The 24,463-nt window shown below is 68.4% G+C and carries 21 protein-coding genes; 5 read left to right on the forward strand and 16 right to left on the reverse strand.

Annotated elements, in window-relative coordinates:
- The first annotated feature begins 27 nt into the window (after positions 1 to 27).
- Positions 28 to 1,398 (forward strand): FAD-binding protein, encoded by a 1,371-nt coding sequence (locus tag ACLARN_RS00505; RefSeq protein ID WP_409489297.1) that lies wholly within the window; start codon positions 28 to 30, stop codon positions 1,396 to 1,398.
- A complete protein-coding gene (locus tag ACLARN_RS00510; protein ID WP_409489298.1) occupies positions 1,395 to 2,150 on the forward strand; it encodes a decaprenylphospho-beta-D-erythro-pentofuranosid-2-ulose 2-reductase in 756 nt (251 codons plus the stop codon). The genes ACLARN_RS00505 and ACLARN_RS00510 overlap by 4 nt, the downstream gene beginning before the upstream one ends.
- Before the next feature lie 409 nt (positions 2,151 to 2,559).
- Here ACLARN_RS00510 and ACLARN_RS00515 read toward each other — a convergent pair whose 3' ends face one another.
- The 5 genes from ACLARN_RS00515 to glf form a co-directional block, all read right to left on the reverse strand.
- Positions 2,560 to 4,065: a hypothetical protein gene (locus ACLARN_RS00515; RefSeq protein WP_409489299.1), complete on the reverse strand. Its 1,506-nt coding sequence runs from the start codon at positions 4,063 to 4,065 to the stop codon at positions 2,560 to 2,562.
- Positions 4,066 to 4,172: 107 nt separating this feature from the next.
- Positions 4,173 to 4,445, reverse strand: a complete 273-nt coding sequence (locus ACLARN_RS00520; protein WP_409489300.1) for a hypothetical protein — start codon at positions 4,443 to 4,445, stop codon at positions 4,173 to 4,175.
- 97 nt (positions 4,446 to 4,542) lie between these two features.
- Positions 4,543 to 5,508, reverse strand: coding sequence for a decaprenyl-phosphate phosphoribosyltransferase (locus ACLARN_RS00525; protein WP_409489301.1), 966 nt, complete (start codon positions 5,506 to 5,508; stop codon positions 4,543 to 4,545).
- On the reverse strand, positions 5,505 to 6,020 hold the full coding sequence (locus tag ACLARN_RS00530) for a phosphatase PAP2 family protein (RefSeq protein ID WP_005149609.1): 516 nt from the start codon (positions 6,018 to 6,020) through the stop codon (positions 5,505 to 5,507). The genes ACLARN_RS00525 and ACLARN_RS00530 overlap by 4 nt, the downstream gene beginning before the upstream one ends.
- Positions 6,013 to 7,242 (reverse strand): UDP-galactopyranose mutase, encoded by a 1,230-nt coding sequence (gene glf / locus ACLARN_RS00535; protein ID WP_409489302.1) that lies wholly within the window; start codon positions 7,240 to 7,242, stop codon positions 6,013 to 6,015. The genes ACLARN_RS00530 and glf overlap by 8 nt, the downstream gene beginning before the upstream one ends.
- An 81-nt stretch (positions 7,243 to 7,323) precedes the next feature.
- Here glf and ACLARN_RS00540 point away from each other — a divergent pair, with 81 nt between their 5' ends.
- Positions 7,324 to 9,333 (forward strand): DUF6541 family protein, encoded by a 2,010-nt coding sequence (locus ACLARN_RS00540; protein WP_409489303.1) that lies wholly within the window; start codon positions 7,324 to 7,326, stop codon positions 9,331 to 9,333.
- A 441-nt stretch (positions 9,334 to 9,774) separates the two neighbouring features.
- Here the strand turns inward: ACLARN_RS00540 and ACLARN_RS00545 are convergent, their stop codons facing one another.
- Positions 9,775 to 10,668 carry an LLM class flavin-dependent oxidoreductase gene (locus ACLARN_RS00545; RefSeq protein ID WP_409489304.1) on the reverse strand — a complete coding sequence of 298 codons (894 nt, stop codon included), beginning with the start codon at positions 10,666 to 10,668 and terminating at the stop codon, positions 9,775 to 9,777.
- Between the two features lie 46 nt (positions 10,669 to 10,714).
- On the opposite strand from ACLARN_RS00545, the gene ACLARN_RS00550 reads away from it, so the two are divergent.
- A complete protein-coding gene (locus tag ACLARN_RS00550; RefSeq protein WP_409489305.1) occupies positions 10,715 to 11,551 on the forward strand; it encodes an HAD family hydrolase in 837 nt (278 codons plus the stop codon).
- 50 nt (positions 11,552 to 11,601) lie between these two features.
- On the opposite strand, the gene ACLARN_RS00555 is transcribed toward ACLARN_RS00550, so the two are convergent.
- From ACLARN_RS00555 to ACLARN_RS00565, 3 genes are read right to left on the reverse strand one after another with little or no spacing between them, the layout of a single operon-like run.
- Positions 11,602 to 12,336, reverse strand: coding sequence for a lysophospholipid acyltransferase family protein (locus tag ACLARN_RS00555; protein WP_409489306.1), 735 nt, complete (start codon positions 12,334 to 12,336; stop codon positions 11,602 to 11,604).
- Between the two features lie 48 nt (positions 12,337 to 12,384).
- Complete coding sequence (locus tag ACLARN_RS00560; RefSeq protein ID WP_409489307.1) at positions 12,385 to 13,824, reverse strand: hypothetical protein; 1,440 nt, start codon at positions 13,822 to 13,824, stop codon at positions 12,385 to 12,387.
- Positions 13,821 to 15,425, reverse strand: coding sequence for a hypothetical protein (locus tag ACLARN_RS00565; protein WP_409489308.1), 1,605 nt, complete (start codon positions 15,423 to 15,425; stop codon positions 13,821 to 13,823). Before ACLARN_RS00565 ends, ACLARN_RS00560 begins: the two co-directional genes overlap by 4 nt.
- Positions 15,426 to 15,685: 260 nt before the next feature.
- Here ACLARN_RS00565 and ACLARN_RS00570 point away from each other — a divergent pair, with 260 nt between their 5' ends.
- Positions 15,686 to 17,623, forward strand: coding sequence for a DUF6541 family protein (locus ACLARN_RS00570; RefSeq protein ID WP_409489309.1), 1,938 nt, complete (start codon positions 15,686 to 15,688; stop codon positions 17,621 to 17,623).
- A gap of 302 nt (positions 17,624 to 17,925) precedes the next feature.
- On the opposite strand, the gene ACLARN_RS00575 is transcribed toward ACLARN_RS00570, so the two are convergent.
- The 7 genes from ACLARN_RS00575 to ACLARN_RS00605 are packed head-to-tail and all read right to left on the reverse strand — an operon-like array spanning position 17,926 to position 24,327.
- Positions 17,926 to 18,903, reverse strand: a complete 978-nt coding sequence (locus tag ACLARN_RS00575) for a lysylphosphatidylglycerol synthase transmembrane domain-containing protein (RefSeq protein ID WP_409489310.1) — start codon at positions 18,901 to 18,903, stop codon at positions 17,926 to 17,928.
- Positions 18,904 to 18,937: 34 nt separating this feature from the next.
- Positions 18,938 to 20,179, reverse strand: coding sequence for an acyl-CoA reductase (locus ACLARN_RS00580; protein WP_409489311.1), 1,242 nt, complete (start codon positions 20,177 to 20,179; stop codon positions 18,938 to 18,940).
- A complete protein-coding gene (locus ACLARN_RS00585; protein ID WP_409489312.1) occupies positions 20,176 to 21,228 on the reverse strand; it encodes an acyl-protein synthetase in 1,053 nt (350 codons plus the stop codon). Before ACLARN_RS00585 ends, ACLARN_RS00580 begins: the two co-directional genes overlap by 4 nt.
- Positions 21,225 to 22,622, reverse strand: coding sequence for an AMP-binding protein (locus tag ACLARN_RS00590; RefSeq protein ID WP_409489313.1), 1,398 nt, complete (start codon positions 22,620 to 22,622; stop codon positions 21,225 to 21,227). The genes ACLARN_RS00585 and ACLARN_RS00590 overlap by 4 nt, the downstream gene beginning before the upstream one ends.
- A complete protein-coding gene (locus ACLARN_RS00595) occupies positions 22,622 to 23,347 on the reverse strand; it encodes an SDR family NAD(P)-dependent oxidoreductase (RefSeq protein WP_409489314.1) in 726 nt (241 codons plus the stop codon). Before ACLARN_RS00595 ends, ACLARN_RS00590 begins: the two co-directional genes overlap by 1 nt.
- Complete coding sequence (locus tag ACLARN_RS00600) at positions 23,347 to 23,586, reverse strand: acyl carrier protein (protein ID WP_037333479.1); 240 nt, start codon at positions 23,584 to 23,586, stop codon at positions 23,347 to 23,349. Before ACLARN_RS00600 ends, ACLARN_RS00595 begins: the two co-directional genes overlap by 1 nt.
- Positions 23,587 to 23,595: 9 nt before the next feature.
- Positions 23,596 to 24,327 carry a UDP-N-acetylglucosamine acyltransferase gene (locus ACLARN_RS00605; RefSeq protein WP_409489315.1) on the reverse strand — a complete coding sequence of 244 codons (732 nt, stop codon included), beginning with the start codon at positions 24,325 to 24,327 and terminating at the stop codon, positions 23,596 to 23,598.
- Between the last annotated feature and the right edge of the window lie 136 nt (positions 24,328 to 24,463).

The raw sequence follows: 24,463 nt of genomic DNA on the forward strand, positions 1-24,463 counted from the left end.
TTGTTCGGCGTGGTTACCCTGGTCGGCGTGACCCAAGCACCCAAGACACAGCGGCAGTCGCTCATGGGCTGGGCAAGGACGTCGCCGAGTATCGCGGACGTCCTGAGCACCCCCGACGTGGAGACGATCGCCCGCGCGGTGACGCGGGCCGGGGAGCGCGGGGTCATCGCGCGCGGTCTCGGCCGGTCCTACGGCGACCCGGCGCAGAACGCCGGTGGCCTGGTCATCGACATGACCGCGCTGGACCGCATCCACTCGATCGACCCGGATTCCGGCATCGTCGACCTCGACGCGGGCGTCAGCCTCGACAAGCTGATGCGCGAGGGCCTCCCCTACGGTCTGTGGGTCCCGGTGCTGCCGGGCACCCGCCAGGTGACCATCGGCGGCGCGATCGCGAACGACATCCACGGCAAGAACCACCATTCGGCCGGCAGCTTCGGCAATCACGTCGTGTCGCTGGACCTCGTCACCGCCGACGGCCAGGTGCGCACGCTGACCCCGGAGGGCCCCGACGCGGAGCTGTTCTGGGCGACCGTCGCGGGCATCGGCCTGACCGGGATCATCGTCCGGGCCAAGATCCGGATGACGAAGACGGAGACGGCCTATTTCAAGGCCGACATCCAGCGCACGGCGAACCTCGACGAGACCCTGGCGCTGGTCACCGACGGCTCCGAGGACAACTACACGTACTCGTCCGGCTGGTTCGACTCGATCTCCACCGGCGCGAAGCTCGGCCGCGCCGCGTTCCAGCGCGGCTCGCTGGCCAAACTGGACGAACTGCCGCCCAAGCTGCGGGCGGATCCGCTCAAGTTCAACCCGGGCACGCTCGCGACCCTGCCGGACGTGTTCCCGAACGGGCTGGCCAACAAGCTGTCGTTCTCGGCGATCGGCGAGCTGTACTACCGCAAGACCGCGAAGAACGCGCGCGACCAGATCCAGAGCCTGACCGCGTTCTACCACCCGCTGGACCTGTTCGGCGAGTGGAACCGCGCCTACGGCTCCAAGGGTTTCCTGCAATACCAGTTCAGCACGCCGCTGAACGCGCACGAGCCGCTGCGCCGCATCATCCAGAAGGTCGCCGACTCGGGGCACGTGTCGTTCCTCAACGTGTTCAAGCAGATGGGCGAGGGCAACGCGGCGCCGCTGTCGTTCCCGCACCCCGGCTGGATGGTCTGCCTCGACTTCCCGATCAAGGACGGCCTGAGCCGCTTCTGCCAGGAACTCGACGAGGACGTGCTCGCGCTCGGCGGTCGCCTGTACACGGCGAAGGACTCGCGGACCTCCGCGGAGAACTTCGCGAAGATGTACCCGCGGCTCGAGGAATGGCGCAAGGTCCGCGCTTCCGTTGACCCCGAAGGCGTTTTCGCCTCTGACATGTCCCGAAGGTTGGAACTGTGATCGACGCTGTGGGCAATCCCCAGTCCCTGCTGCTGCTCGGCGGTACCTCCGACATCGCGCTCGCGATCGCGGAGAAGTACCTGGCCGAGCGCCCCCTCCGGGTGGTGCTGGCAGGCCGCCAGTCGCCCCGGCTCGACGCCGCGGCGCAGCGCCTGAAGGACAAGGGCGCCGAAGTGTCCACTGTGGACTTTGACGCCAAGAACATGGAATCGCACCCCGCCGTGCTGGACAAGGCTTTCGAGGGCGGCGACATCGACGTCACCGTCGTGGCGTTCGGTCTGCTCGGCGACCAGGAAGAGCTGTGGCAGGACCACGTGAAGGCCGTCGAGGCGGCGACCGTGAACTACACGGCCGCGGTTTCGGTGGGTGTCGCGCTGTCGAACAAGCTCAAGACGCAGGGCCACGGCAAGGTCATCGCGCTGTCGTCGGTCGCCGGTGAGCGGGTCCGCCGGTCGAACTTCGTCTACGGCTCCACGAAGGCCGGTTTCGACGGCTTCTACCTCGGCCTCGGCGAGGCCCTGTCCGAGTTCGGCGTGCAGATCACCGTCGTCCGCCCCGGGCACGTGAAGACCAAGATGACCGACGGCCTCAAGGACGCCCCGCTGGCGCAGACCGCCGAGCAGGTCGCCGAGATCGCCGTCAACGCCTCGCGCGCGGGCAAGGAACTGGTGTGGGCTCCCGCGCCGTTCCGCCTGGTCATGTCCGCCCTGCGGCACGTGCCCCGGCCGATCTTCCGGAAACTGCCGATCTAGGGAACGACGTCACTGCTCGGTTCGTCTCAACCCGTGCAACGGACGGGGAGGGGGCTCCCTTTCGTTCACGGGTTGAGAGGAATCGATGGCTGACCCGGAAGCCAAGCTCGACGAGGCCATCCGGTCGCGCGGCTCGCGGATCACCTCGCCGGCGGCCACGGTGAGGCACGGCTGACGTTGTCCGACCGGCGGCCGGCCGTCGTGTACCCGGCGCGGATGCTGGAGGGAGAGGACGGTCCTTGCGTTCGCTTTCGCCGACGGATCCGTGATCTACCAACGCGACATGCTGGCCGTCACCAAGGCCGACCGCGCCCACTCGCGCCGCTGACCCCGCAATTCGTCCTCTAGTTGCGGTAGTTGCGCGCGCAAGGACCGCAAGTAGAGGACGAATTGCGGCGGGTGGGGTGCGTCAGGGGGCGGGGAGCAGGTAGAGCTTTTGGGTGCCCATCCACGGGGAGCTGATCGTCCAGGTGGCCAGCGCGTTCGGCGGCGGCGCCTTCCGGGTGGTGGCCAGCACCAGGTCCGGGGTCGCGGGCGGGACGCTGTGGTCGAAGAACCGGAAGTTCGCTTCCAGCAAGGCCTTGCCGAGGTCGCCGCTACGGCTCTTCGTCTCGACGATCGCCGGATCGACCGAGCCGCGGTCGGAGAACTGGTCGACGATGTCGCAGTCGCAGGAGTAGGCGAGCGCGCCGACCTCACCGGCGCTTTCCACCTTGCGTCCCTTGGTCAGTTCGCCCAGTTGCGAACCGATCTCGCGGTATTCGTCGGACGCGGCGTGATTGCTGGTGATCGGCGCGAACCGGCGAGGCAGTTCGGGGGTCGCGTAGGCGACGGCGCTCACGAGCAGGAACGCGCCGGCGAGGATTCCCGCGCCGATCCGGGCGCGGCCGGGTACCGCGCAGGCAGCGGCGGCGAGGAACACCGTCGCGCCGATGATGCTGGGCGCGTAATACCAGTGGTAGGGCGGAACATTCAGCCAGCAGTAAGCCAGATAGTGCGCCGCGCCAGCGATCGCGAGCGTCGCGAACGGCGCGAGTCGCTTCGCCCGTTCCGAGCCACGACGGTAGTGGAATGTCCACAGTAGACCGGCGAGGGCCCCGATCACGAGCGGCAGGTAGGAAAGCGTCGCCGCCACCGGGAAGTTCCGCCAATACAGCAGCGGCCCGTTGGTGAAACTGAACGGTCCCCACGACCGCTGCATGATCTTGATGACCAGGGTGTCCGGCACCGCCGAACCCAGCACCAGCCAGCTGAACAGGAACCACGGCAGCATCACCGCGAGCGCGGCGAACGTCATGCGCCAGATACCCGCCCAGAACTCGCGGCGTGCGAGGAACAGGACGAACGCGATCAGCAGCAGGTCGATCCGGATCAGCGCGATCAGGCCGATCACCGCGCCCGCGGCGGCGGGGTGACGTTCGTGCAGGAACACCATCAGCCAGACGACGGCCGCCGAGCCGAGGGCGACTTCGAGCCCGACCGAGGAGATCAGCAGCGGGTTCACCAGCAGCAGGCCCAGCGTCAGCGGGGCGAACCCGCCGGGAAGACCGGTCGCGACACCGATGCGACGCAGGCCGAGCACGAGGGCCACCTGGCTCGCGACGAAGACGATCCCGGCGGCGAAGACGGCGTCACGGACGATGAACGTGACGAGCGCCAGCACGAGGACGTTCAGCGGGGACGTCGCGGTGTTGGCGGTGCCGTCCTCGATCAGGCCCCAATGGCCGTGGAAGGCGAGGTTCTTCGCATACGACAGCGTGATGTACGTGTCGTCGATCAAATGCCCGCTGACCAGCACGAACACCAGGGCCGAAGCGACCGCCGCCCCCGCTGGCAGCACCCAGGGGCGGGTAAGGACGGCGGCTCCCGGCAGCGCACCGGAGGCCTGGGGAAGTTCAGCGGAGGCGCTTCGCATCACGAACACCGTACACGGCCTCGTGATGATTCCGTTATCTACCCTCCGTGGGACTGGTCACGCCCGGCGGTCCCACGGACGGTTGATGCTCAGTTTCCGTCGTGACGTCAGCCACGGTCACCAGGGCCGTCACGGAAGTCGCGGTGTTCACGGGAGATCCCCGGCCGATCGTCATGCCTGCCGACGGCGAGACCGACGGCGGTGCCGATGACTCCGCCACCGAGGATGAAGCCGAGCAGGCCGACCGCGACCAGTTGAGTGGCCCGCGCGGCGGCGAAGCGGCGGAAACCGCTCTTCCGAGGCGCCACGGGAGGCGGGATTTCGGCGGGTTGCTCGACCGTCTTGTCGTCGTCATCGGACGGCCGCTGCGGGTCGCTCATCTTTCGCTCCTCAGTCGATGGGAGCGGGCGCGGTGCCCGCTCCCATCACCGAGGATGCGTGCGCAACCTGTGGATGCGCTGTGTCAGAGCTGTCGAATCAGAGGTAGAACGACAGGAACAGCGTGACGACCCAGCTCGCGCCGAGCACCTGGAGCACGCGGTCCTTGAGCGCGATCTCCTCCGGCTCGCCCGCGTTGCCGCCGTCGACGTCGACGGCGTAGCGCAGGACGGCCACCACGAACGGGACCATCGAGACGACGGCCCAGACCGAGTCGTGCTCGACCTGGCGGATCTCGAACGCCCACAGGCAGTAGGACATGATCAGGATCGCCGCGGACGTCGCCCACACGAACCGCAGGTAACTCGCCGAGTACTTCTTCAGCGAAGAGCGGATCTTCGCCCCTGTGCGCTCGAAGAGCATGATCTCGGCGTAGCGCTTGCCCGCCACCATGAACAGCGAGCCGAACGCCGTGACCAGCAGGAACCACTGCGAAAGCGCGATTCCGGCGGCCACACCACCGGCGATCGAGCGCATCAGGAAGCCCGAGCCGACGATGGCCAGGTCGACCACCGGCTGGTGCTTGAGGCCGAAGCAGTAGCCGAGCTGGACGGCTTCGTAGACCGCCAGCACGACCGCGAGCTGCCAGCTGGCGAAGAACGAGATGCCGAGGCCCGCGGCGAAGAAGAAGCCCGCCGCGACGAAGGCCACCGGGACCGGCACGATCCCGGCCGCGATCGGCCGGTTCCGCTTGGTCGGGTGGGCCTTGTCCGCTTCGACGTCGATCGCGTCGTTGATGAGATAGACCGAGGAGGCCACCAGCGAGAACGCCGCGAAGGCGATCAGCGCGGCGACCAGCAGGCCGGTCCGGTCCGTCGACTTGGAGAAAGCGAAGAACGGTGCGGCGAACACCAGCACGTTCTTCACCCACTGGCGCGGGCGTGCCGTCTTGATGATGCCGCCGACGAGACCGCCGGCGACCTTCTTCGGTTCGGCGGCCTTTGTCGCGGCCACGGGTTCTACGTCGTCAGGCTTGGAATCGGCCTTCTCGGTCGTTTCACTCATCGTCGCTTCAGCTTCCTACGTATCAAGCCGCCGACTACGCCCCCAAGGGCCGCTCCGGCCAGTACGTCGGTCGGGTAGTGGACGCCGAGCACGAGCCGGGAGGCCAGCATCGGCGGTACCAGGGCCGGGACCAGGTTACGCCCGGTCAATCCGGAGTAGAGCACCGCCGCCGCCGTAGTGGAGGTCGCGTGCGAGGACGGGAAGCTCAGCTTGCTCGGCGTGGAGACCAGGACCTCGACGCTCGGGTGGTCCGGTCGCGGCCGCCTGACCACGCGTTTCACCGCGATGGACGCGGCGTGCGCGCCGACGACGCCGGCCGCCGCGACCAGCCAGTCCTTGCGGCGCTTCTTGTCGACCGCGGCCCCGACGAGCCCCAGCGCGAACCATCCCGCGCTGTGCTCGCCGAAGTGCGAAAGACCGCGTGCCGCCTTCACCGTGATGTCGCTCTTCAGGACGCCCTGAGCCTTGGCCAGGACGGCGACTTCACCCGTGGGTGCGCCCTTCTCAAGCATCGAGGGACCCGTCGAGAGGCGCGCCATCGGTCAGGTGCGGCGCGATCTTGTTGTCGAACGCGGTCAGCGCCGAGCCGATGGCCATGTGCATGTCGAGGTACTTGTAGGTGCCCAGCCGCCCGCCGAAGAGGACGTTGCGCTCCTTGGCCTCGGCCTTCGCCAGCTCGCGGTAGGCCTCGAGCTTCTCGCGGTTGTCCGGGTTGTTGATCGGGTAGTACGGCTCGTCGGCCTCACCGGCGAAGCGGGAGTACTCGCGGAACACGACCGTCTTGTCGTTCGGGTAGTGCTTGCGCTCCGGGTGGAAGTGCCGGAACTCGATGATCCGGGTGTAGGGCACTTCTTCGTCGTTGTAGTTGACCACCGAGGTGCCTTGAAAATCACCGCAGTCACTCAACACCTCGGACTCGAAGTCCACCGTGCGCCAGGTGAACCGGCCGGCGGAGTACTCGAAGTAGCGGTCCAGCGGGCCCGTGTAGACGGTCGGGGTGCCGGCGGGGATGTGCTCGCGGACGTCGAAGTAGTCGACGTTCAGCCGCACCTCGATGTTCTCGTGCGCGGCCATCTTCTCGAGCCACGCGGTGTAGCCGTCGACCGGCAGACCCTCGTAGGTGTCGTTGAAGTAGCGGTTGTCGAAGGTGTAGCGGACCGGGAGCCGGGTGATGATGTCGGCGCCGAGGTTCTTCGGGTCGTTCTCCCACTGTTTGGCCGTGTAACCACGGATGAACGCCTCGTACAGCGGGCGGCCGACCAGCGAGATCGCCTTCTCTTCGAGGTTCTGCGCGTCCGCGGTGTCGAACTCCGACGCCTGCTTCGCGATCAGCTCGCGGGCCTCGTCCGGCGTATGCGACTTGCCGAAGAACTGGTTGATCAGCGCCAGGTTCATCGGGAACGAGTAGACCTGGTCCTTGACCCGCGCGAACACGCGGTGCTGATAGTTCGTGAACTCGGTGAAGCGGTTGACGTACTCCCACACCCGCTTGTTCGACGTGTGGAACAGGTGCGCACCGTAGCGGTGCACCTCGATCCCGGTCTCCGGCTCGGCCTCGGAGTAGGCGTTCCCACCGATGTGGTGGCGCCGCTCCAGCACGAGGACCTTCTTGCCGAGCTCGGCCGCGGCCCGTTCGGCAACGGTCAGCCCGAAGAAACCGGACCCGACCACGATGAGGTCGTAGCCGGTGAAATCGGCTTCAGTAATCTTGTCGGGGTTCGTGTGCGCGCTCACGGGCGTCGAGGGTACGCATGTCGACTCCGTGCCCTGCACCGAGCACCGGTTTTCACCTTCGACAGATACATTTAGGAAGCAGTGCCTACTCCGGACACCTTTTGGTCGTACTTCGGTGCGACCGTCACCTACCTGGCCGTGCTGGCGATCCCCGGCGGCCTCGTCGGCCGGGCCGCCGGCCTGCGCGGCTGGGCCCTCGCGGGCCTGGCCCCGCTGCTGTCCTACACGGTAACCGGACTGGCCGGTCCGTGGCTGGCACTCGCCGGTGTGTCGTACAACCCGCTGACCGTGGCGGGCGTCACGGCCGTGCTCGCCGGGTTCGGCTTCGGGCTCAGAAAGCTGGGCCAGAGCCGCGGCTGGATCAAGCCGGGCGCCGAGGAGCCGCCGACGAAGTGGCATCCGCGCGCGCACTACGCCGTCGCGGCCTGTGTGGCGCTCGCCGTCGGGATCTCGATCCTCGTGGTGCTCTCGGCCCGCGGCGGGACGACGGCGGTGTTCCAGCGCTGGGACACCGTGTTCCACGCGAACGGCATCCGCTACATCGCCGAGACCGGTGACGGCTCGCTGACCGGTATGGGCACCGTCAACTGGTACCCGGACGGCTCGTTCTACCCGAACGCGTATCACCTGGTCGGCTCGCTCGTGTACTCGATTTCGGGCACGACCATCCCGGTCACGCTGAACGCCATCACGATGCCGGTCGCCGGGATCTTCGCGCTGTCGATGGTCGCCCTGATCCGCCAGCTCGGCGGGCGGGCGGTGTTCGCGGGCTGCACGGCACTGGTGGCCGCCGCGGCCACCACCGGCGCGTACGAGTCGGTGTCCAGCGGGCTGCTGCCGTTCGCGCTGGGGATCGTGCTGACGCCGCTGGCCGTGGTCGCCCTGGCGCGGTTCCTCGCGCGACCGGGCCTCGACACCGGCTACGTCCTCGCGCTGACCGCCGTCGGCCTGCTGGCGGCGCACTCGTCGGCGCTGTTCGGGGCGCTGCTGTTCGCCTTGCCGCTGGTGGTGCAGCGCTGGTACCGCGCGCTGCGGCACAAACCGCTCGACGGCGTACCCGAAGGCCGCGGCGGACTGCGGATCATCGGCGGCGACGTCGTCAAGATGGTGCCGGTGATGGTGGCGAGCGCGCTGCTCGCGGCGCCGCACATCCTCGGCGCGCTGAAATTCACTTCGGGTTCATATCCGTACTACGCCTGGGGCTCGGACCTGCCGGTGGTGAAGTCGCTGGGGCTGCTGGTGACCTTCCGGCAGGTGCTGAGCGCGCCGCAGGTGTGGCTGACGGTGCTGCTGGCCATCGGTGTGCTGAGCCTGTTCCGCCTCGGCCGGATGCGCTGGATCGGGCTCGCCGCGCTGGGCTTCTCGGCGCTGTTCGTGCTGGTCGCCTCGTTCGGCGCCGAACCGTGGGTGATCTCGCTGTCGCGGCCGTGGTGGAACGACCGCTACCGGCTGATGGCGCTCGCCGCGATCCCGCTCTGCCTGCTGGCCGGGCACGGGATGGCGGAGCTGCAACGCTGGTTCGCGAAATGGGCGAGCGGCCGGTCCTGGGTGAAGAGCAGGCCCGCCTTGCCCGCCCGGCTCGGACTGGCGACCGCTGTGTTCGTCGTGGCCGCGTCGGCCGTGCTGACCAAGGGTTTCTACACCGAGTCGAACGCGCACGCGGTGTCGTTCCTGTACTACAACGGGCCCGAGGGCGAGGTCACACCGCCGGTCAGCGCCGACGAACTCGCCGCGATGGACCAGCTCACCAAGATGAACATCGGGCCGGACGAGAAGGTGCTCAACGAGCGCTTCGACGGGACGGCCTGGCTGTACGCGATCACCGGCATCCACCCGGTCGCCGGGCATTACGACCCGGGCGTGCCGCCGCCGGACGCGAAGTACCTGTCGCTGCACTTCCGGGACTACGACACCGACCCCGAGGTTCAGGCCGCGGTGAAGCGGCTGAACATCAAGCACGTGCTGATCGGGAGCACGCCGATCAAGATCGGCGAGCCGCCGGCGCCGGGGCTGCGGGATCTGGACGGGCTGAACTTCCTGCGGAAGGACTTCGGCAACGCGGGCGCTTCGATCTACACCCTGACGCGCTGAGGTCCTTCTCCCCGCCGGTGCGATGAAAGGCCCCTTCATTGCAAATTTTGCAATGAAGGGGCCTTTCATCGCGTTCGAGAGGGTGTCGCCTCCTCCTGCCGGTAGAGCGATCACACGTGCGCCGGGGCGGAAGACACGTGCGTGAAGCCGGAAGACACGTGCCTCCCGGCGGATCACGCGAGTTCCGCCTTCGATCACGCGAGTTCGGTGCCCGAGCACGTGTGTCCCGGGTCTGGACACGCGAATCGCGGCCAAAAGATCAAGGCTCGCGTGGTCGCGGACTGCCCCTGCCGCGACCACGCGAGCCTCAGTCCCCCATTCACCCCCGGGGTGACCCATGAGGGGCAGCCACACAGGGCCGCACCCACTCGCTGTACTCATCCCTCAGACGAGCGGTAGGCGAAACCGGTTTACCCGGCCCGCCGACGTCACCCGATCAGCCTAAGAGTTCTTGCCTTGGAGTACCGGGAGTACGTCGCTGGCGACCGTCTCGAGGGTCGACTCGCGGCCGACGTAGTAGTCGCCGGACCGCGGCCAGTGCGTGACGATGTCGGTGAACCCGAGTTCCCCGGCCCGCCCGGCGGCGTCGGTGAACGCGTCGACGCTGGAGAGCGAGAAGACCGGCGCCGAGTCGAGGCTCAGGAAGCGTTGCACGCTCGCCTTGTCCCGGCCGACGGCCTCCAGTCGCTCGTCGAAGGTCTTCACGAGTTCCGCGATGCCCTTCCACCATTCGTCCTGGGTGTCGGCCTTGACCCCGGTGGTGACCCAGCCCGCGCCGAACCGCGCGGCGAGGGTCATCGTGCGCGGGCCGTTCGCGGCGACCAGGAACGGCAGCCGCGGCCGCTGCACGCAGCCGGGCAGGTTCCGGGCGCCCTTGGCCCGGTAGTACTCGCCCTCGAAGTCGAAGCCGTCGGTCATCAGCAGCCCGTCGAGCGCTTCGACGAACTCGGCGAAGCGGTCCGTGCGCTCCTTGACCGACAGTTCGGGACCGTCGAGGACGGTGGCGTCGTAGTTGGACGGCGGGACGCCGGCGCCAACGCCGAGGATGAAGCGGCCGTCGGAGATGTCGTCGAGGGTGGTCAGCTCACGCATGAACGGCACGGGGTGCCGCGCGACCGGCGACGCCACGTAGGTGCCCAGTCTGATCCGCGACGTCACCATCGCGGCCGCCGTCAACGTTGGCATCGCACTGAACCACGGGCCGTCGACGAGGTTCCGCCAGCCGAGGTGGTCGTACGTCCAAGCGTGGTCGAAGCCGTATTCCTCGGCGGCCCGCCATTTCGGCTCGGCCGCCCACCAACGATCTTCCGGAAGAATCACGATGCCTACGCGCACATCCCGGAACCTAGCGGTGCCGGGCGACACTTCGCCCGATGGGCGGATGTTCGGGGACAATGTGCCGGTGGAAAAACCCCTTCTGATCGCGTCCGACGTCGACGGCACCTTGCTCGGCCCACTGGAGGTCCTGACCGAACGCACGATCGACGTCGTCCGGCGGGTCGCCGAGGACGGGATCCCCTTTGTGCTGGTCAGCGGCCGTCCGCCGCGCTGGATCGCGCCGATCGCGAACCCGCTGAACCTGACCGGGTACGCGGTCTGCGCGAACGGCGCGGTGCTGTACGAGATCGGGACGGACCGGATCGTGGCCGTCCACGGCCTGCTGGAACCCCAGTTGCTGCACGACGCCGTGAGTGCTCTTGATCACGCTCTCCCCGGCTGCCGGTACGCCGCGGAGCGAGTCGGCGAGTCCGCGCTGGACCCGGACACGCGGAATTTCGTGATCGAGCCGGACTACCACAATCCCTGGGGCAATCACGAGGGCGCGGAGGCGCCGAGGGCCGAGGTGCTCGGGCATCCGGCGATCAAGCTGCTGATCAGCAGGCGCGGGATGAGCTCCGACGAGATGGCGCGGGCGGCGCGCGAAGTGCTCGACGGCGCTGTCGACATCACCTACTCGACGAACACCGGCCTGATCGAGGTCGCCGCGCGCGGCATCACGAAGGCGACCGGGCTGGCCGAGGTCGCCGAGCGGCTGGGCGTCCCGGCCGAGCGGGTGATCGCGTTCGGTGACATGCCCAACGACGTCGAGATGCTCGGCTGGGCCGGGCACGGGGTGGCGATGGCCAACGGGCACCGCTATGTCCTCGACGTCGCCGACGAGGTGACCGCGCCGAACTCCGAGGACGGCGTCGCGCAGGTGCTCGAGCGCTGGTTCTAGCAGTCAGGCGCAGCCTGTCCGTTGAGGGTGGTGGCGGGGCGGGGTCCGGGCTAGCGCCCTTCGCGATCCAGCTTGGCGGCTTCCTCCGGCGTCGGAGCGGTGCCGCCGAGGTGCGCGGGCAGCCACCAGCGCTCGTCGTCGGAGGAGGGCTTGTCCGGGTAGTCCGCCTGGACGCGGTCCACGAGCGCGGACATGCGCACGCGAAGGTCCTTCGAAAGGACTTCGGCGTCTTCTTCGACCTTCGGGTGCATCGCCTCACCGACGAGGATCGAGATCGGCACGTGGCGTTTGGTCAGATCCTTCGGGTGGCCCTTGGTCCACAGCCGCTGCGTGCCCCACAGCGCCATCGGCACGACCGGGACACCGGCTTCGGCGGCCATCCGGACAGCGCCGGACTTGATGTCCTTCACGGTGAACGACCGGCTGATCGTGGCTTCGGGGAACACCCCGACGACCTCTCCTGCCTTCAGCCGCTCGACGGCTTCCCGGTACGACGCGAGGCCCGCGCCGCGGTCGACGGAGATGTGGTGCATACCGCGCATGAGCGGTCCGGCGACGCGGTTGCCGAAGATCTCCTTCTTCGCCATGAACCTGACCAGGCGTTTCGCCGGCTGCGCGCCGAGCCCGCAGAAGATGAAGTCGAGGTAGCTCACGTGGTTGCAGGCGATGACCGCCCCACCGGTCGCCGGGATGTGCTCGGTCCCCTCGACTCGGATGCGGTTGTCCAGCACCCGGAACATCAGCTTCGCCGCCATGATGACGGGCGGGTAAACGAGATCGGCCATTCGCCCAGGTTACGCTACCGTAGGGTAACCAACCTACGGTCGCGTAGGTCACACGCGTTCGCGACCGAATGTCACCAGTGCCAGGACGACGCCGAGCAGCGTGCAGTACAACGCGATCACCTGGTGCTTGACGTTCTCCAGGCCGTCGCCCAGCGCGGCCAGCGCGAACTGACCGGCGGCGACGGCGAGCAGGAATCCGAGCGCGACGCCCACCGCGCCACGCCGGGTCTTCCAGCCACGCCAGGCGATGAGCGACCAGATCGGCAGCAAGGCGAAGAAACCCAGTGGTGCCAACAGTTTCGTCACCGTCGACGCGATCGGGACGCGGTATTCCTGTGCCTCGGGGGCGAAACCTGCCGACTGGTCGAAGCTGCCGAGGTACGGCGGCCGCGCGGTGAGCAGATCGCCTGCCGCGCGGTCCAGGATTCCGATGGTGCGCAAGGGATGCGTCGCGAAGTACTCGACGACGTTGCGCCTGCTGATCTGCTCACGGTACTTCGGGTACTCGGGATCCAGCGTGGCGGGCCGCGGATGCCACCAGCCGTTGCCCGCGTACTGGCCGAACGAGGCGGGCAGGCCCAGCGCGGCGAGATCGGCCCCGGTGTCGTGTCGACCGTCCACAATGGTCAGAAAGATCGTGTTGAACATGTTGATCTCACGTGAATCGTCGCCAGGACGCGCGGCGAGCGAGCCGTCGGGCAGCTTCGCCGGTTCGACGGTCTGCTGCGCGTAGGCCGTGCCTCCGGCGAGCGCGCCGATGACGAACACCACGGGAAGCCACCGCTTCAGGCCGCGGACGCCGACCGGGCGGACGAGCGCCACGGCGAGCGCGAGCAACGGCAGGATCATCAGCGTCTGGACCTTGGCGTTGACCGCGATCAAGCCGCCGAAGAGCAGCACCGCCAGGCCCGCGTAACGCCACCAACCGGGCCGCGCGGCCACCAGCAAGCCGCCGACGGCGAGCAGGAGACCCAGGAACGCGGCACCTTCGCCGAGCACGGACGCGAAGTAACCGAAGAACGCGGAGTCCGCGACGACCAGCAGCAGCCCTACAGCCGCGAAGCCCCGGACGCGGCGCGAGTACGGCAGTCCGACGACGATCAGCGCCACCGCCGCGGCGGCGAGCACGCTCATCAGCACGCCGAGCACGACCAGGCTGAGCGTCGATTCGAGGCCGAGCAGCCCGCCGATCGACCGCGCGATCCGCGCGAACCAGCTCTGGGTCAGGAGATAGGTGGCGTCGCATTCGCCCGCCGGGCCGCCGTACACGAGGCGGGCGAATCCCTCCGGCTTGCCCTTCCACGTGATGCCCGCGCCGCACAGCACGCGGAAGCCGTCGCCGTTGTCGGACATCGCGACCGGCCGCGGCACGAGGAAGCGGACGAGCAGCACGGTGAGCGCGGCGGCGAACACGCTGAGCCCGAACAGGCGCGAAGGTGCTTCAAGCGCTGCTGGTCGGCTCAGGGAGACACGGTCGTCGACACTCACGAAGGGCACGGTACGTGGCGGAAGTCGGGCGAGAAGTCGAGGGCGGTCGTGACCGATCGCTCGACGTCGGCCCGGAGGAACACGGTGAGCCACGACGAGGTTCCTTCACGCGCGAAGGTCGCGACGCGGTACCTCGCCGCGTACGCCGGGTCGATCACGCAGGACTGCGTCGCCGAGTAGCCGCTGTCGGTGATGACGGCGATCGTCGGGCGCCGCCGGGAGACGACAGCCTCGTCCGCGTCCGCGGTCTGACCGCGGACGCCGACGATCTGTAGTTGTGTCCCGGCGTGGTACGACAGCACGCCGGGCGCGGAGGTGCTCACGACCGAACCGGGTGGCAGGTAGACGTCGAGCCAGCGGCCGATCTCCTCCATCTGCGCGCCGTGGTCGTGCCAGGCGCGGACGCGGGGCAGCATGTCCGGGCTGAACACCGACACCAGCACCGCGAGCCCGGACAGCGTCACCGCGGCGGCGGGCATCAGCCGCTGGACCGGCGGCCGCGGGCTCGGTTTCGGGGCCGCGGTGAGCACGCCGTAGACCGAGACCGCCGCCACCGCGAGCAGTGGCGGGATCGGCGCCAGCAGGCGCCACGCCGGGCCCGCGTCGCCACCGAAGAACACCACGAACCCGGTGAGCACGACGGCGGTGACGAGCATCAGCCAGGTCAGCGATCTGGCCTCGGCCTCGTGCGGCGTCCGGCCGTTGCGGCGCAGGAGCAGCGCCACCGCCGCGACCAGGCCGAGCAGCAGGAAACCCTGGTGCACCACCGAGAAGCCCGAGAGGTACTGCCAGCCGTGGTCGACCCGAGCCGAAACCTCGATGTCGAAGGGGATGAGAACCGACGTCGGCAGGACGTGGTCGTAGTAGGTGACCCGCCACGCCGTCCACGGCGCGGCGAAGACGAGCCCGCCGAGCAGCCAGCCCGCCGGCGACCACCACGTGTACCGGCCGCGCAGCGCGGCGACGACCAGCCAGCTCCCGACCAGCACCGCGAGCACCGTCCCCGACGGGCGCGTCATCATCGCGAAGGCGACGAGCACACCCGCGACGACCGGACGCCGGGACGCGAGCGCGGCGAAGACGCCGAACACGAGCAGCACGAACAGCGGCGTCTCGGTGCCGGATCCGCCGGACGCGGCGAGTCCCCCGGCTCCCGCGACGAGCACCGCGGCGGCCACCCCGAAAGCCGGTCGAGGCTCGCCAGCCGCCCGCGCGACCACCCGGTTCACCGTCAGGTTCGCGAGCAGGACGGCGCCGAGGGTGGCGAGGATCCCGAGCACGATCGCCGACATCTCGATATCGGCCCCGAAAGCGGCCTTCGGCAGCGCGATCGCGATCATCCAGAGGAAATTCGCGTAACCCTCGATCCGTTCACCGGTGTTGAACACCGGGCCATTGCCGTCGGCGATGTTCTGCGCGTAACGGAAAGTGATGTACGCGTCTTCCGCGATGGTCGAGAACACCAGCTGGTGCACCAAGGAGAAACCGAGGGTCAGCGTCAGCGCGGCGGCCCGCCAGTTCTTGTCGGCGCTGATCTTGGGCCAGGCCACGAGGACGAAGACGGCGACCACGAACCAGGCGACGACGAGCGCGACCACCACCTGATCCCACCCTCCCGGGCCGAGCCACTCCCCTGACGAAAAGACTACGGTCAAGTATCGATCACCGCGCCGAGGTGTTTCTTTCGGAGCAGCTGCTTGACACGAATGGGTGAGTAAATTGCGCGCGGAGTAGGCGACACTCCGCCGTTTCCCCATCGGGATGTGACTCGTTCGTGCGACGACGGTCGGCCGTTAATCTGGATTCCCATTCCGTTCCGCACCGCGGGGGTTCCGTGCGGATTCCCCTCTCGAGGATCACCGTGCCCACCGAGACCTCCGCGCTGACCGATGTCGTCACGGTCTGTGCCGCCCTGCTCGTCATCGGCCTTCCCGGCCTGCTCACCGGTCTCGCCGCCGGCCTGCGCGGCTGGGTGCTCGCGGGCATGACGCCGTTGCTGAGTTACGCCGTCGGCGGCCTCGCCGGACCGTGGGCGGCCGCGCTCGGGCTGCCGTTCACGCCGGTGACGTACGCGGTGGCGACGGCCTTGTTCGCCGGAGTCGCGTACGGCCTGCGACGGCCCACCCTGCGCCGATGGCCTCCCTCAGCGGAAGAACCGCTGTGGGCACGGAGCGGACATCTCGCCGTCGGAGCGTGCCTGCTGCTCGCGGCCGCCGTCGGGATGTATGCGGTGGTGCGCGGCATGGGAAGGCTGGACGCCATCCCGCAGGGTTTCGACGCGGTCTATCACGCGAACGGCGTCCGGGAGATCGCCGAAACCGGCGACGGCAGCCTGTTCGGCACCGGCGAGGTCAACTGGTACGGCGACGCGGCGCCGGTGTTCTACCCCAACGCGTACCACCTGCTCGCGTCCGTGGTGTACCTGCTCAGCCCGGCGAGTATCCCGTTGACACTGGACGTGAACACCGCGCTGCTGCCCGGTTTGCTGGCGTTGTCACTGGTCACGATGGTGCGCGTGTTCCGGGGCCGGGCGGTCTTCGCGGGAGCGGTCGCGCTCGTCTCCGTCGCGCCGGTGATGGGGCTGTACGAATCGATGAGCAGGGGACCTTTGCTGCCGTTCCTGCTCGGCCTCGCGCTGACCCCGCTGGCCGCCGTCGCGGTGAAGCGGTACCTCGACCGTCCGGCACCCGACACCGGCTTCGTGCTGTTGCTCGGCGCGGTCGGGTTGCTGTGCGTGCATTCGTCGGCGCTGTTCGGCGCGATCCTGTTCGCCGGTCCGCTGCTGCTTCAGCGCTGGGCCGCGCCGGGTGAGCGGTGGCGGCGGCTCGGACGGGACTTGCGCGCGCTGGCGATCGTCGGCGTCGTCGCGATTCCCGTGGCGGGCTTGCAGCTGTTCGGCGCGATCGGGCTCGCGAACGGCGAGGTGCCCTACCGCAGCTGGCCGGTCGAATGGCGGGCGACGACGGCGCTCGGCGCGCTGCTGGGCTTCCAGCATTACGAGCCGTACCCGCAGGTCTGGCTTTCGGCCGCGTTGCTGATGGGCTTCATCTTCTTCGCGCGGGCGGGCGCGCTGCGCTGGATCGGCGTGACGGCGTTGCTCACCGGGCTCGCCTACATCGTGGTGACGTCGTCGGAGCTGCCGATCGTGCTGGCACTGTCCCGGCCGTGGTGGAACGACCCGTACCGGTTCATGGCGATGGCGGCGATCCCGCTGTCGATCATCGCGGCGCACGGGCTCGCCGAGACGCAAGCGTGGCTGCGGGACACCGTGGTGCACCGGAAGGTGCCGGCGCTCGTCGTCGCGGTGCTGGTGTTCGGCGGATTCGCCTTCCTGAGCAACGGTTTCTACGCGCGGTCCAACGCGGCGAAGATCGCGCCCGGCTACGCGAACACACCCGGCGTCAACACACACAAACTGCCGGTGAGTCCCGACGAAGTCGTCGCGATGGAGAAGCTGGCCGAGTTCGCGAAGCCCGGCGAGCGCGCGTTGAACGACCGGCTGGACGGGACAGTGTGGACTTACGCGCTTTCCGGCGTCCGCACGACTTCCGGGCATTTCGACGAGACGCTTTCGCCGTCGGACGCGCGGCTGCTGGAGTGGCAGTTCCGGGAGTATCCGTCGAACGCCGAGGTGCGGGCGGCGGTGGAGCGGCTGAACGTGCGGTGGGTGATCCTCGGGCAGTACGGCTACCCGCCGGGCGCCCTGCGTCAGGCCGGGCTACGCGATCTGGACGGCCTGAGCTTCGTGACCGAGGTCTACCGCAACTCCGACGCCGTCATCTACCGCCTGACCCCCTGACGCAATTCGTCCTCTAGTTGCGGTCCTTGCGCGTGCAACTACCGCAACCAGAGGACTACTTGCGTGGGCCGGGCGGGTCGACACCGCACGCACCGGACAGGTCGCGAAAGCCACTTTCGGGACATCTAATGTCCCGAAAGTGGCTTTCGCGACACCCAGATCAGCGCCCTGGCGAGCACGTAAGGCGCCACCTTTGCCTTACCCCTCAAGAGAACCCGAATCGCCACTCGCGACCAACGGGACGGACCGCGTTTCGTCCTCTGGTTGCGGTCCTTGCGCGTGCAACTATCGCAAGTAGGTGACTAGTTGCGGGGGGTGCGGTCTACGAGGCGGGCGGAGAGGGCGGCGGCACCGGCGGTGATCAGGTCCGCGACGGTGAACATGACCCGCGAAGCGATGGCGAAAGCGGTCGCCTGGCCGACGGTGAGACCCGAAGCGGTCAGCACGGCGACCTGCGCGACCTCGCGGACGCCGACCCCGCTGGGCAGGATGAACGCGAACGTCCCGACGGTCATCGCGACGGCCATCGCGCCGACGCACAGCACGAATCCGCTGAACCCGGGCGTGCCGACGGAGTTCGCCAGCAGCCACAGGTGCACGCCCTGCAACGCCCACGCGGCGGTCGACGAGCCGAACACCTTGCCGATGACCGACCAGCTCAGCCGGTGGTCGAGCGGCGGGCGGCGCAGGATCCGCAGCACCAGCGACGTGCCCCAGGTGAGCACTCGCGGGTGCAGCATCGCCAGTCCGACCGGGATGAGCACGAACAGCCACATCGCGCGCGGACTGTTGCTGAACACCGCGGGGGCCGCGAGCAGCGAGACGACCAGCGCCGACACCACGCCGACGCCGAGCTGGATCAGCGAACCGGTGAAGATCCGGGCCCTCGCGAGCCCGGCCTTGCGCCCTAGTTCCATCTGCAACAGGTACGCCCACACCGAACCCGGCACGTACTTGCCGAGCGAGCCGACGAGACAGATCTGCGCGCCCCGGGCGTAGCCGATCGGCTTGCCGAGGTCGTCGACCATGACCTGCCAGCCGTAGGTCGACACCATGATCGCGGCGATCAACGCGAGCAGGCTCAACGTCGAGGATTCCCAGGCGACGTCGGACAACGTCCGCCAGAATTCACCCCAATTGGCGACAAGGGTCTTCGCCGCGAAACCGACGACCGCGAGGATGGCGATCCAGCGGACGACGTCGAGGATCTTCGCCTTCGTGGATTTCGGCTGCTTTACCGCAACCGAAGACTCCTCCTCGGGCATTTCGACGATCGTCACTGAACCTCCTCGCACAAAACTCTGTCGCCGCAGGTCAGGCCTGTACGGTCACCAGACGACTGAACTCGGTCAGCAGATCGTAGCCGTCCCAAATCGCGGAGAACGTCAGGGCCGATCCGAAGGGAACGACGCGGTCGACACCGCGGCCCGCCAATTCCGTCACGAATTGCGTCAATTCTTCTTTGGTGAAGCCGAATTGACCGACGGTTTGATCCTTGCGGAGGACGATCGGCACGAGGTCGGAAAGCGTGTCGACCCGCGCGTTGGCGAAGGTGCCCGCGCCGAGCCACTCGCGCGGCAGGATCGCGGGATCGGTCAGCTCCAGCGTCGCCAGGCCGTTGCCCTGGAAGTCGATGCCGTTGACGAGCCCGTCGACAGCGGCGCCGTACGCCGAAACCCGCTTCTGCACGGCCATCGCGGGCTCGGTGACGTGCTGTTTCGTCGCCAGCACCTCGGCGAGCAGCGTCCGGAACTCCTGTCCGGCTTCCTTGGCCCCGGCTTCGTCGCCGACCCAGAACACCGCGCGCGGTGACGAGCAGGCGGCCTGGTCGAACCAGTACGAGTCGTTGTAGAAGCCTTCGGCGGCACCGCGCCGCTCGGTCTCGGAGGCGTTCTGCCAGCCGCGCACCGACGCGACCGCGAACGAAGACCGGTCCGGGAAGGTCAGGTCACGCGCGTGCGGCGCCAGCGGGTACTTGCGCAGCGCCGCGACCGAGGCGTCGCCGCCCCAGATGACCCGCAGATCCGCGGCGACCGAGAGCGCACCGCTGATCGCGTCGCTGCGGTCGTAGGTGACCATGCGCTGTGTCGCGGTGATCGCGGCGGCGGTGTCGGCGTCCACTTCGGACAGTGCGGCGTTCAGTGCCTCCAGCACCGTCTCGGCGGCACCGGCCGAACGCGACGACACGCGGACGACGTTGTGGTTGCCCGCCAGCGCCGAAAGCGCCCACGAGTACACGAAGATCGTGTCGACGTTCGCGGGCGGCACGTGGAAGACGAGACCGCGCGGGAAGCGAAGCGCGTCGCCGGAAGTCTCCAAAGTGGACAGTGCTTTGGCGATCTCTCCCTTGCGCAGGAAGAAACCGAGCGACGCCAACTCCGGGAAGCGGCGGGCCGTCGCGGGCGCGAGGAGCTTGCGCGCGAACTTCGTCAGGAACTCGACGACGCGCGGGTCGCCGACGCGAAGCCGTCCGCCGACGGGCTCGGCCCGCAGCTCTTCGACGAGCTTGTCGACCTCGATGGCCTCCGAAAGCGGGAAACGCTGGTTGAGACTCATGCCGCCGCTCCCTGGAAGGTGTCCGAGCAACCGCGGGCTTCGGCCTTGGGCAGCCTGCCCATGACCGAGAAGTGCTTGCCAGGCCAGTCGCCGTCGTCGATTCCGTTGTAGACACCGAGATCCTCGGTGAGCAGGACGTGGCCCGGGTACGAGTGCGGCAGCGTGCTGACGACCTCGATCACGCCGGGCTCGCCGACCGGCTGCTCTTCCCAGGTTTCCGGGTTCCGGATCACGACGTCGGCGAAATCGGGGCAGTACAACGAGTTCCCGGACGGTCCTTCGAGGAACACGGTGCCGATCTGCTCGATCATCCCGTAGTAGTTATGGATCCGGGTGAGCCCGGTGTCCTCTTTGAAGCGACGCCGGAACTCGGTGTTGTCGACCGCGCGGTCGATCAGCTTCTTCCAGCCGCCCGAGTGGATCAGGATCCCGTTCGACAGGTCCAGCTTGTGCTCACGCGCGACCTCGTAGAGGTACTGCCACACCATGAAGGTGAACCCGAAGATCAGGAACGGCTTGTCGCCGTAGGTCGCGAGGAAGGTCTTGACCGCCTCGACGTCCGGCTCGTCGTTCTCGTCCAGCACGTATGTGTGCTTGCGGCCGAAGTTCGCCATGCCCAGCACACCCGCGCCGCGTGCGGAGAACGAGCGGCGGTTCTTGATGATGCCGATCGTGTCGACCATCAGCATCGGCAGCCGCTCGCCGCCGAGGACCTCTTGCAGTGTCGCGCCGAGCTGCTTGGTCTGCGCGCCGGCGGCGGCTTTGTCCAGGTAGATCCGCGACGCGCCCGCGCCGGTGGTGCCCGACGACGTCAGCGTCTTGAAGATCTCGGACTCGGGGATGCTGCGCAGGTCGTGCGTCTTGAACATCCGCACCGGCAGCCAGGGCAGGTCCGCGATGGACTCGAACGACGCGTCCCGCGCGATACCCAGCGACGAAAGGATCCGGTCGTACCCTTCGGAGTTCTCGCGGTGGTGCGCGGTCAGCTCGGCCAGCTGCGGAAGCAGGTGCTTCTCACGCTCGGCTTGAGACAACGTAAAGACGCTCATACCTGGGCCTCCAGCGACCGGTAGTCGATCTTGCCGCTGGCCAGCAGCGGCACGGTGTCGCATGCGCGGACGTCGAACCCGCTGGTGTGCAGGTGCAGCCGCTCGGACAGCGCCTTCGCGGCGTCCTTGCACATATCTTTGTCGGCTCCTTCCGCGAACAGGACGACCTTGTCCCCGGCCGGGACGGCGGCCACGACGTCGATCCCCACCGAAGCAGAACGCACGGCGTGCTCGAGATCATCCAGGTTGACCCGGTTGCCGAAAACCTTGCCGATCCGCTTGAGCCGTCCGGTGATGAAGAGGAACCCGTCCTCGTCGAGGTAGCCGAGGTCGCCGGTGGGCAGCACGCCGCCCCATTCGTCGCCCGCGGCCAGCCCGGCCTCGTCGTCGGCGTACCCCATCATCACGTTGGGCCCGCGGTAGACGACCTCGCCGACGATCTTCGGGTGCTTGGTCTCGGAACCGTCCTCGCGCCGGACGGCGAACGAGCCGCCGGGCAGTGCGGGCCCGGCCGAACCGAGCTTCTCAGCGAGCCGATCCGCCGGGACGGTGGTCATCCGCGGCGCGGCCTCGGTCTGCCCGTACATCACGAACATCCGCCCGCCGACCTCGCGGATCTTGTCGTTGAACTGGGCGACGAGGTCGTCGCGGAGTTTGCCGCCCGCCTGGGTCAGCGTGCGCAGCGTCGGGTACTTCGCCGGGTCGAATTTGAGGCGCCGCAGCATCTCGTAGTGGTACGGAACCCCGGCGAGCGACGTCACCTTGTGCTCGTTGACCGCGTCCCAGAACCCGCGTCCGAGCACTCCGGAGGGCTCGATGACCACGGTCGCGCCGCGGACGAGGTGCGAGTTCAGCACGGACAGTCCGTAGCTGTAGTGCAGCGGGAGACTGGTCGGCGCGATCTCGTGCCGGTCGATGCCGAGCACTTCGGCGATCGCGTCGGCGTTGGCCAGCACCGCACCGCGCGAGAGGCGGACCAGCTTCGGGTTGCCGGTGGAACCGCTGGTCGGCAACAGGACCGCGAGGTGGGGATGGGGCTCGACACCTTCGGCGGACTCCCGGACCCAGTATCCGTCGGAGACGCCGTACCCCTTGGGTGCGGGCGCGTCCGGCGCGGACAGCACGGCGGCCGGGCGGAAGCGCTCGATGAGCCCCGCCAGGACGTCGGCGTCGAGCGCCGGATCGATCAGCGCGATCGCGCGGCCCGCCTCGAACGCGCCGAGGTAGTTCAGCACGCTTTCGAGGTCCACCGACATCCGCGCGAACAGCGCACCGGGCGGCAGCAGCGACAACGCGGCCCCCACGCGGGTGACCTCGGTGTCGAGTTCCTCGCCCGCGAGCGTCTTGCCGCTCGTGACGTCGATCAGTCGTGCGCCCACACCCAAAAGGGTCATCAGAGAACTAATCCTCCATCGATACCCAGCACCTGCCCGGTGATGAACGAAGCGTCCTCACTGACCAGGAACCGGATCGCGTTCGCCACGTCCTCGGGCGTCCCGAGCCGTCCGAGCGGCGTCTTGCCGATGTTCTCGGCCTTGGCGTCCTCGGTCAGGCCCGAGGTCAGGTCGGTGTCGATGACGCCGGGCGCCACCGCGTTGACCCGGATCCCGGAGCGGCCGAGTTCCTTCGCGGCCGAACGCGCGATGTTCGCCACCGCCGCCTTCGAGGCCGCGTACACGGTCTGACCAGCGCTTCCGTGCTCACCGACGATCGAAGCCAGCACCACGATGGCGCCGGTCTTCTTGCGCATCATCGCCCTGGCCGCGGCCTGGACGGTGTGCAGCGTGCCGGCGACGTTCGTGCTCAGCGTGGTGTCGACCAGTTCCTCGCGGATCATGCCGAGGAGCGCGTCCTCCATGATCCCGGCGTTGGCGACCACGATGTCGAGCTTGCCGTGCTCCTTGGCCACGCCGCGGACCAGCGTCGACACGGCTTTGGCGTCGGTGACGTCCAGCGCGAGCCCGCTCGCGGCCCCCGCCGCGGTGGCCGCTTCCTTGGCCTTGGCCTCGTCGCGGCCGGTCAGCACGACGGTGGCGCCCGCCTCGGCGAGCGCCCGCGCGGTGGCCAGCCCGATCCCCCGCGTACCGCCGGTGACCAGGGCGACCTTGCCTTCGAGCATCACTTGTTCTGGAGGTCGGTGACCATGTCGACGGCGACCTTGAAGCTGGACATGTCGATCACCTGGTCGGTGTCGAATTCCACATCGAACTCGTCCTCGATGGCCGCGACCAGCGCCATGTGACCCACCGAGTCCCACGCCTCGATGTCGCGGTACTTCAGGTTTTCGACGTCGACCTCGCCATCGAGGTCCAGCGCCTCGACGAAGACCTCACGCAGCTTGCCGGCGACTTCCGCCATCTGTGACTCCTAGTGCTCCTCGCGCGGACGGGCGTCCCACGCCTTCACCAAGGTAGAGAGGTCGCCGGGCAGCCGGTCGGCCAGCCCGTCCTCAGGGAGACCGGCCTTACCCTTCAGCCACGGTCCCAGTGCCTCGATGGTGGCGTCGTCCAGCCCTCGGCGGGACAGCCCCACCGTATTGACGCCTGTCACCCGTGCGGGGTTGCCGACGGCGATGGTGAACGCGCCCACCTCCTTGCGGACCGCGGAGCTCATCCCGACCATCGCGCCGGGGCCGATGACGACCCGCTGGTGCAGGATCGCGCCCATGCCGAGGTTCGCCCCGGACCAGATGTGGCAGTGGCCGCCGGTGATGACGTTCGACGCCACCGTGACGGCGTCCTCGACCAGGCAGTCGTGGGCGATGTGGGAGCCGCGGAGGAAGTAGCCGCCGTCACCGATGGTGGTCGTGCGCCAGGTGCCCTGGTGGACGCTGACGTATTCGCGAACGCGGTTGCGGCTGCCGATGATGACACCGTGGCCGTCGTGATCGGGATCACCGTTCGGCGCGGACTCCCAGGCGGCGGGGTGCTCGCGGCCGCGGTCCTCACCCGGGGTCCCGATGGTCACGTGCGGGCCGATCCAGTTGCCGTCACCGAGGCGCGTGGGGCCCACGATGACGGTGAACGGGCCGATGACGTTGTCTTCACCGAGCTCGACACCCTCGCCGATGACTGCTGTCGGGTGGATGCGGTTCACCACGTGAGATCCGTTCGTTGTGGCTGGAGGCAGCCTGGGGTAATGGGCGCTTCGGCGTTCCCGGTAACGTGTGGCCCGCGCCAGAGAGGGCGGCCGGGCGCAGAACCGGCGGCTCACTGTACCGGACGCACCAGAACGC

It is taken from the genome of Amycolatopsis sp. cmx-11-12 (genome assembly GCF_046269425.1).
Lineage (GTDB): Bacteria > Actinomycetota > Actinomycetes > Mycobacteriales > Pseudonocardiaceae > Amycolatopsis.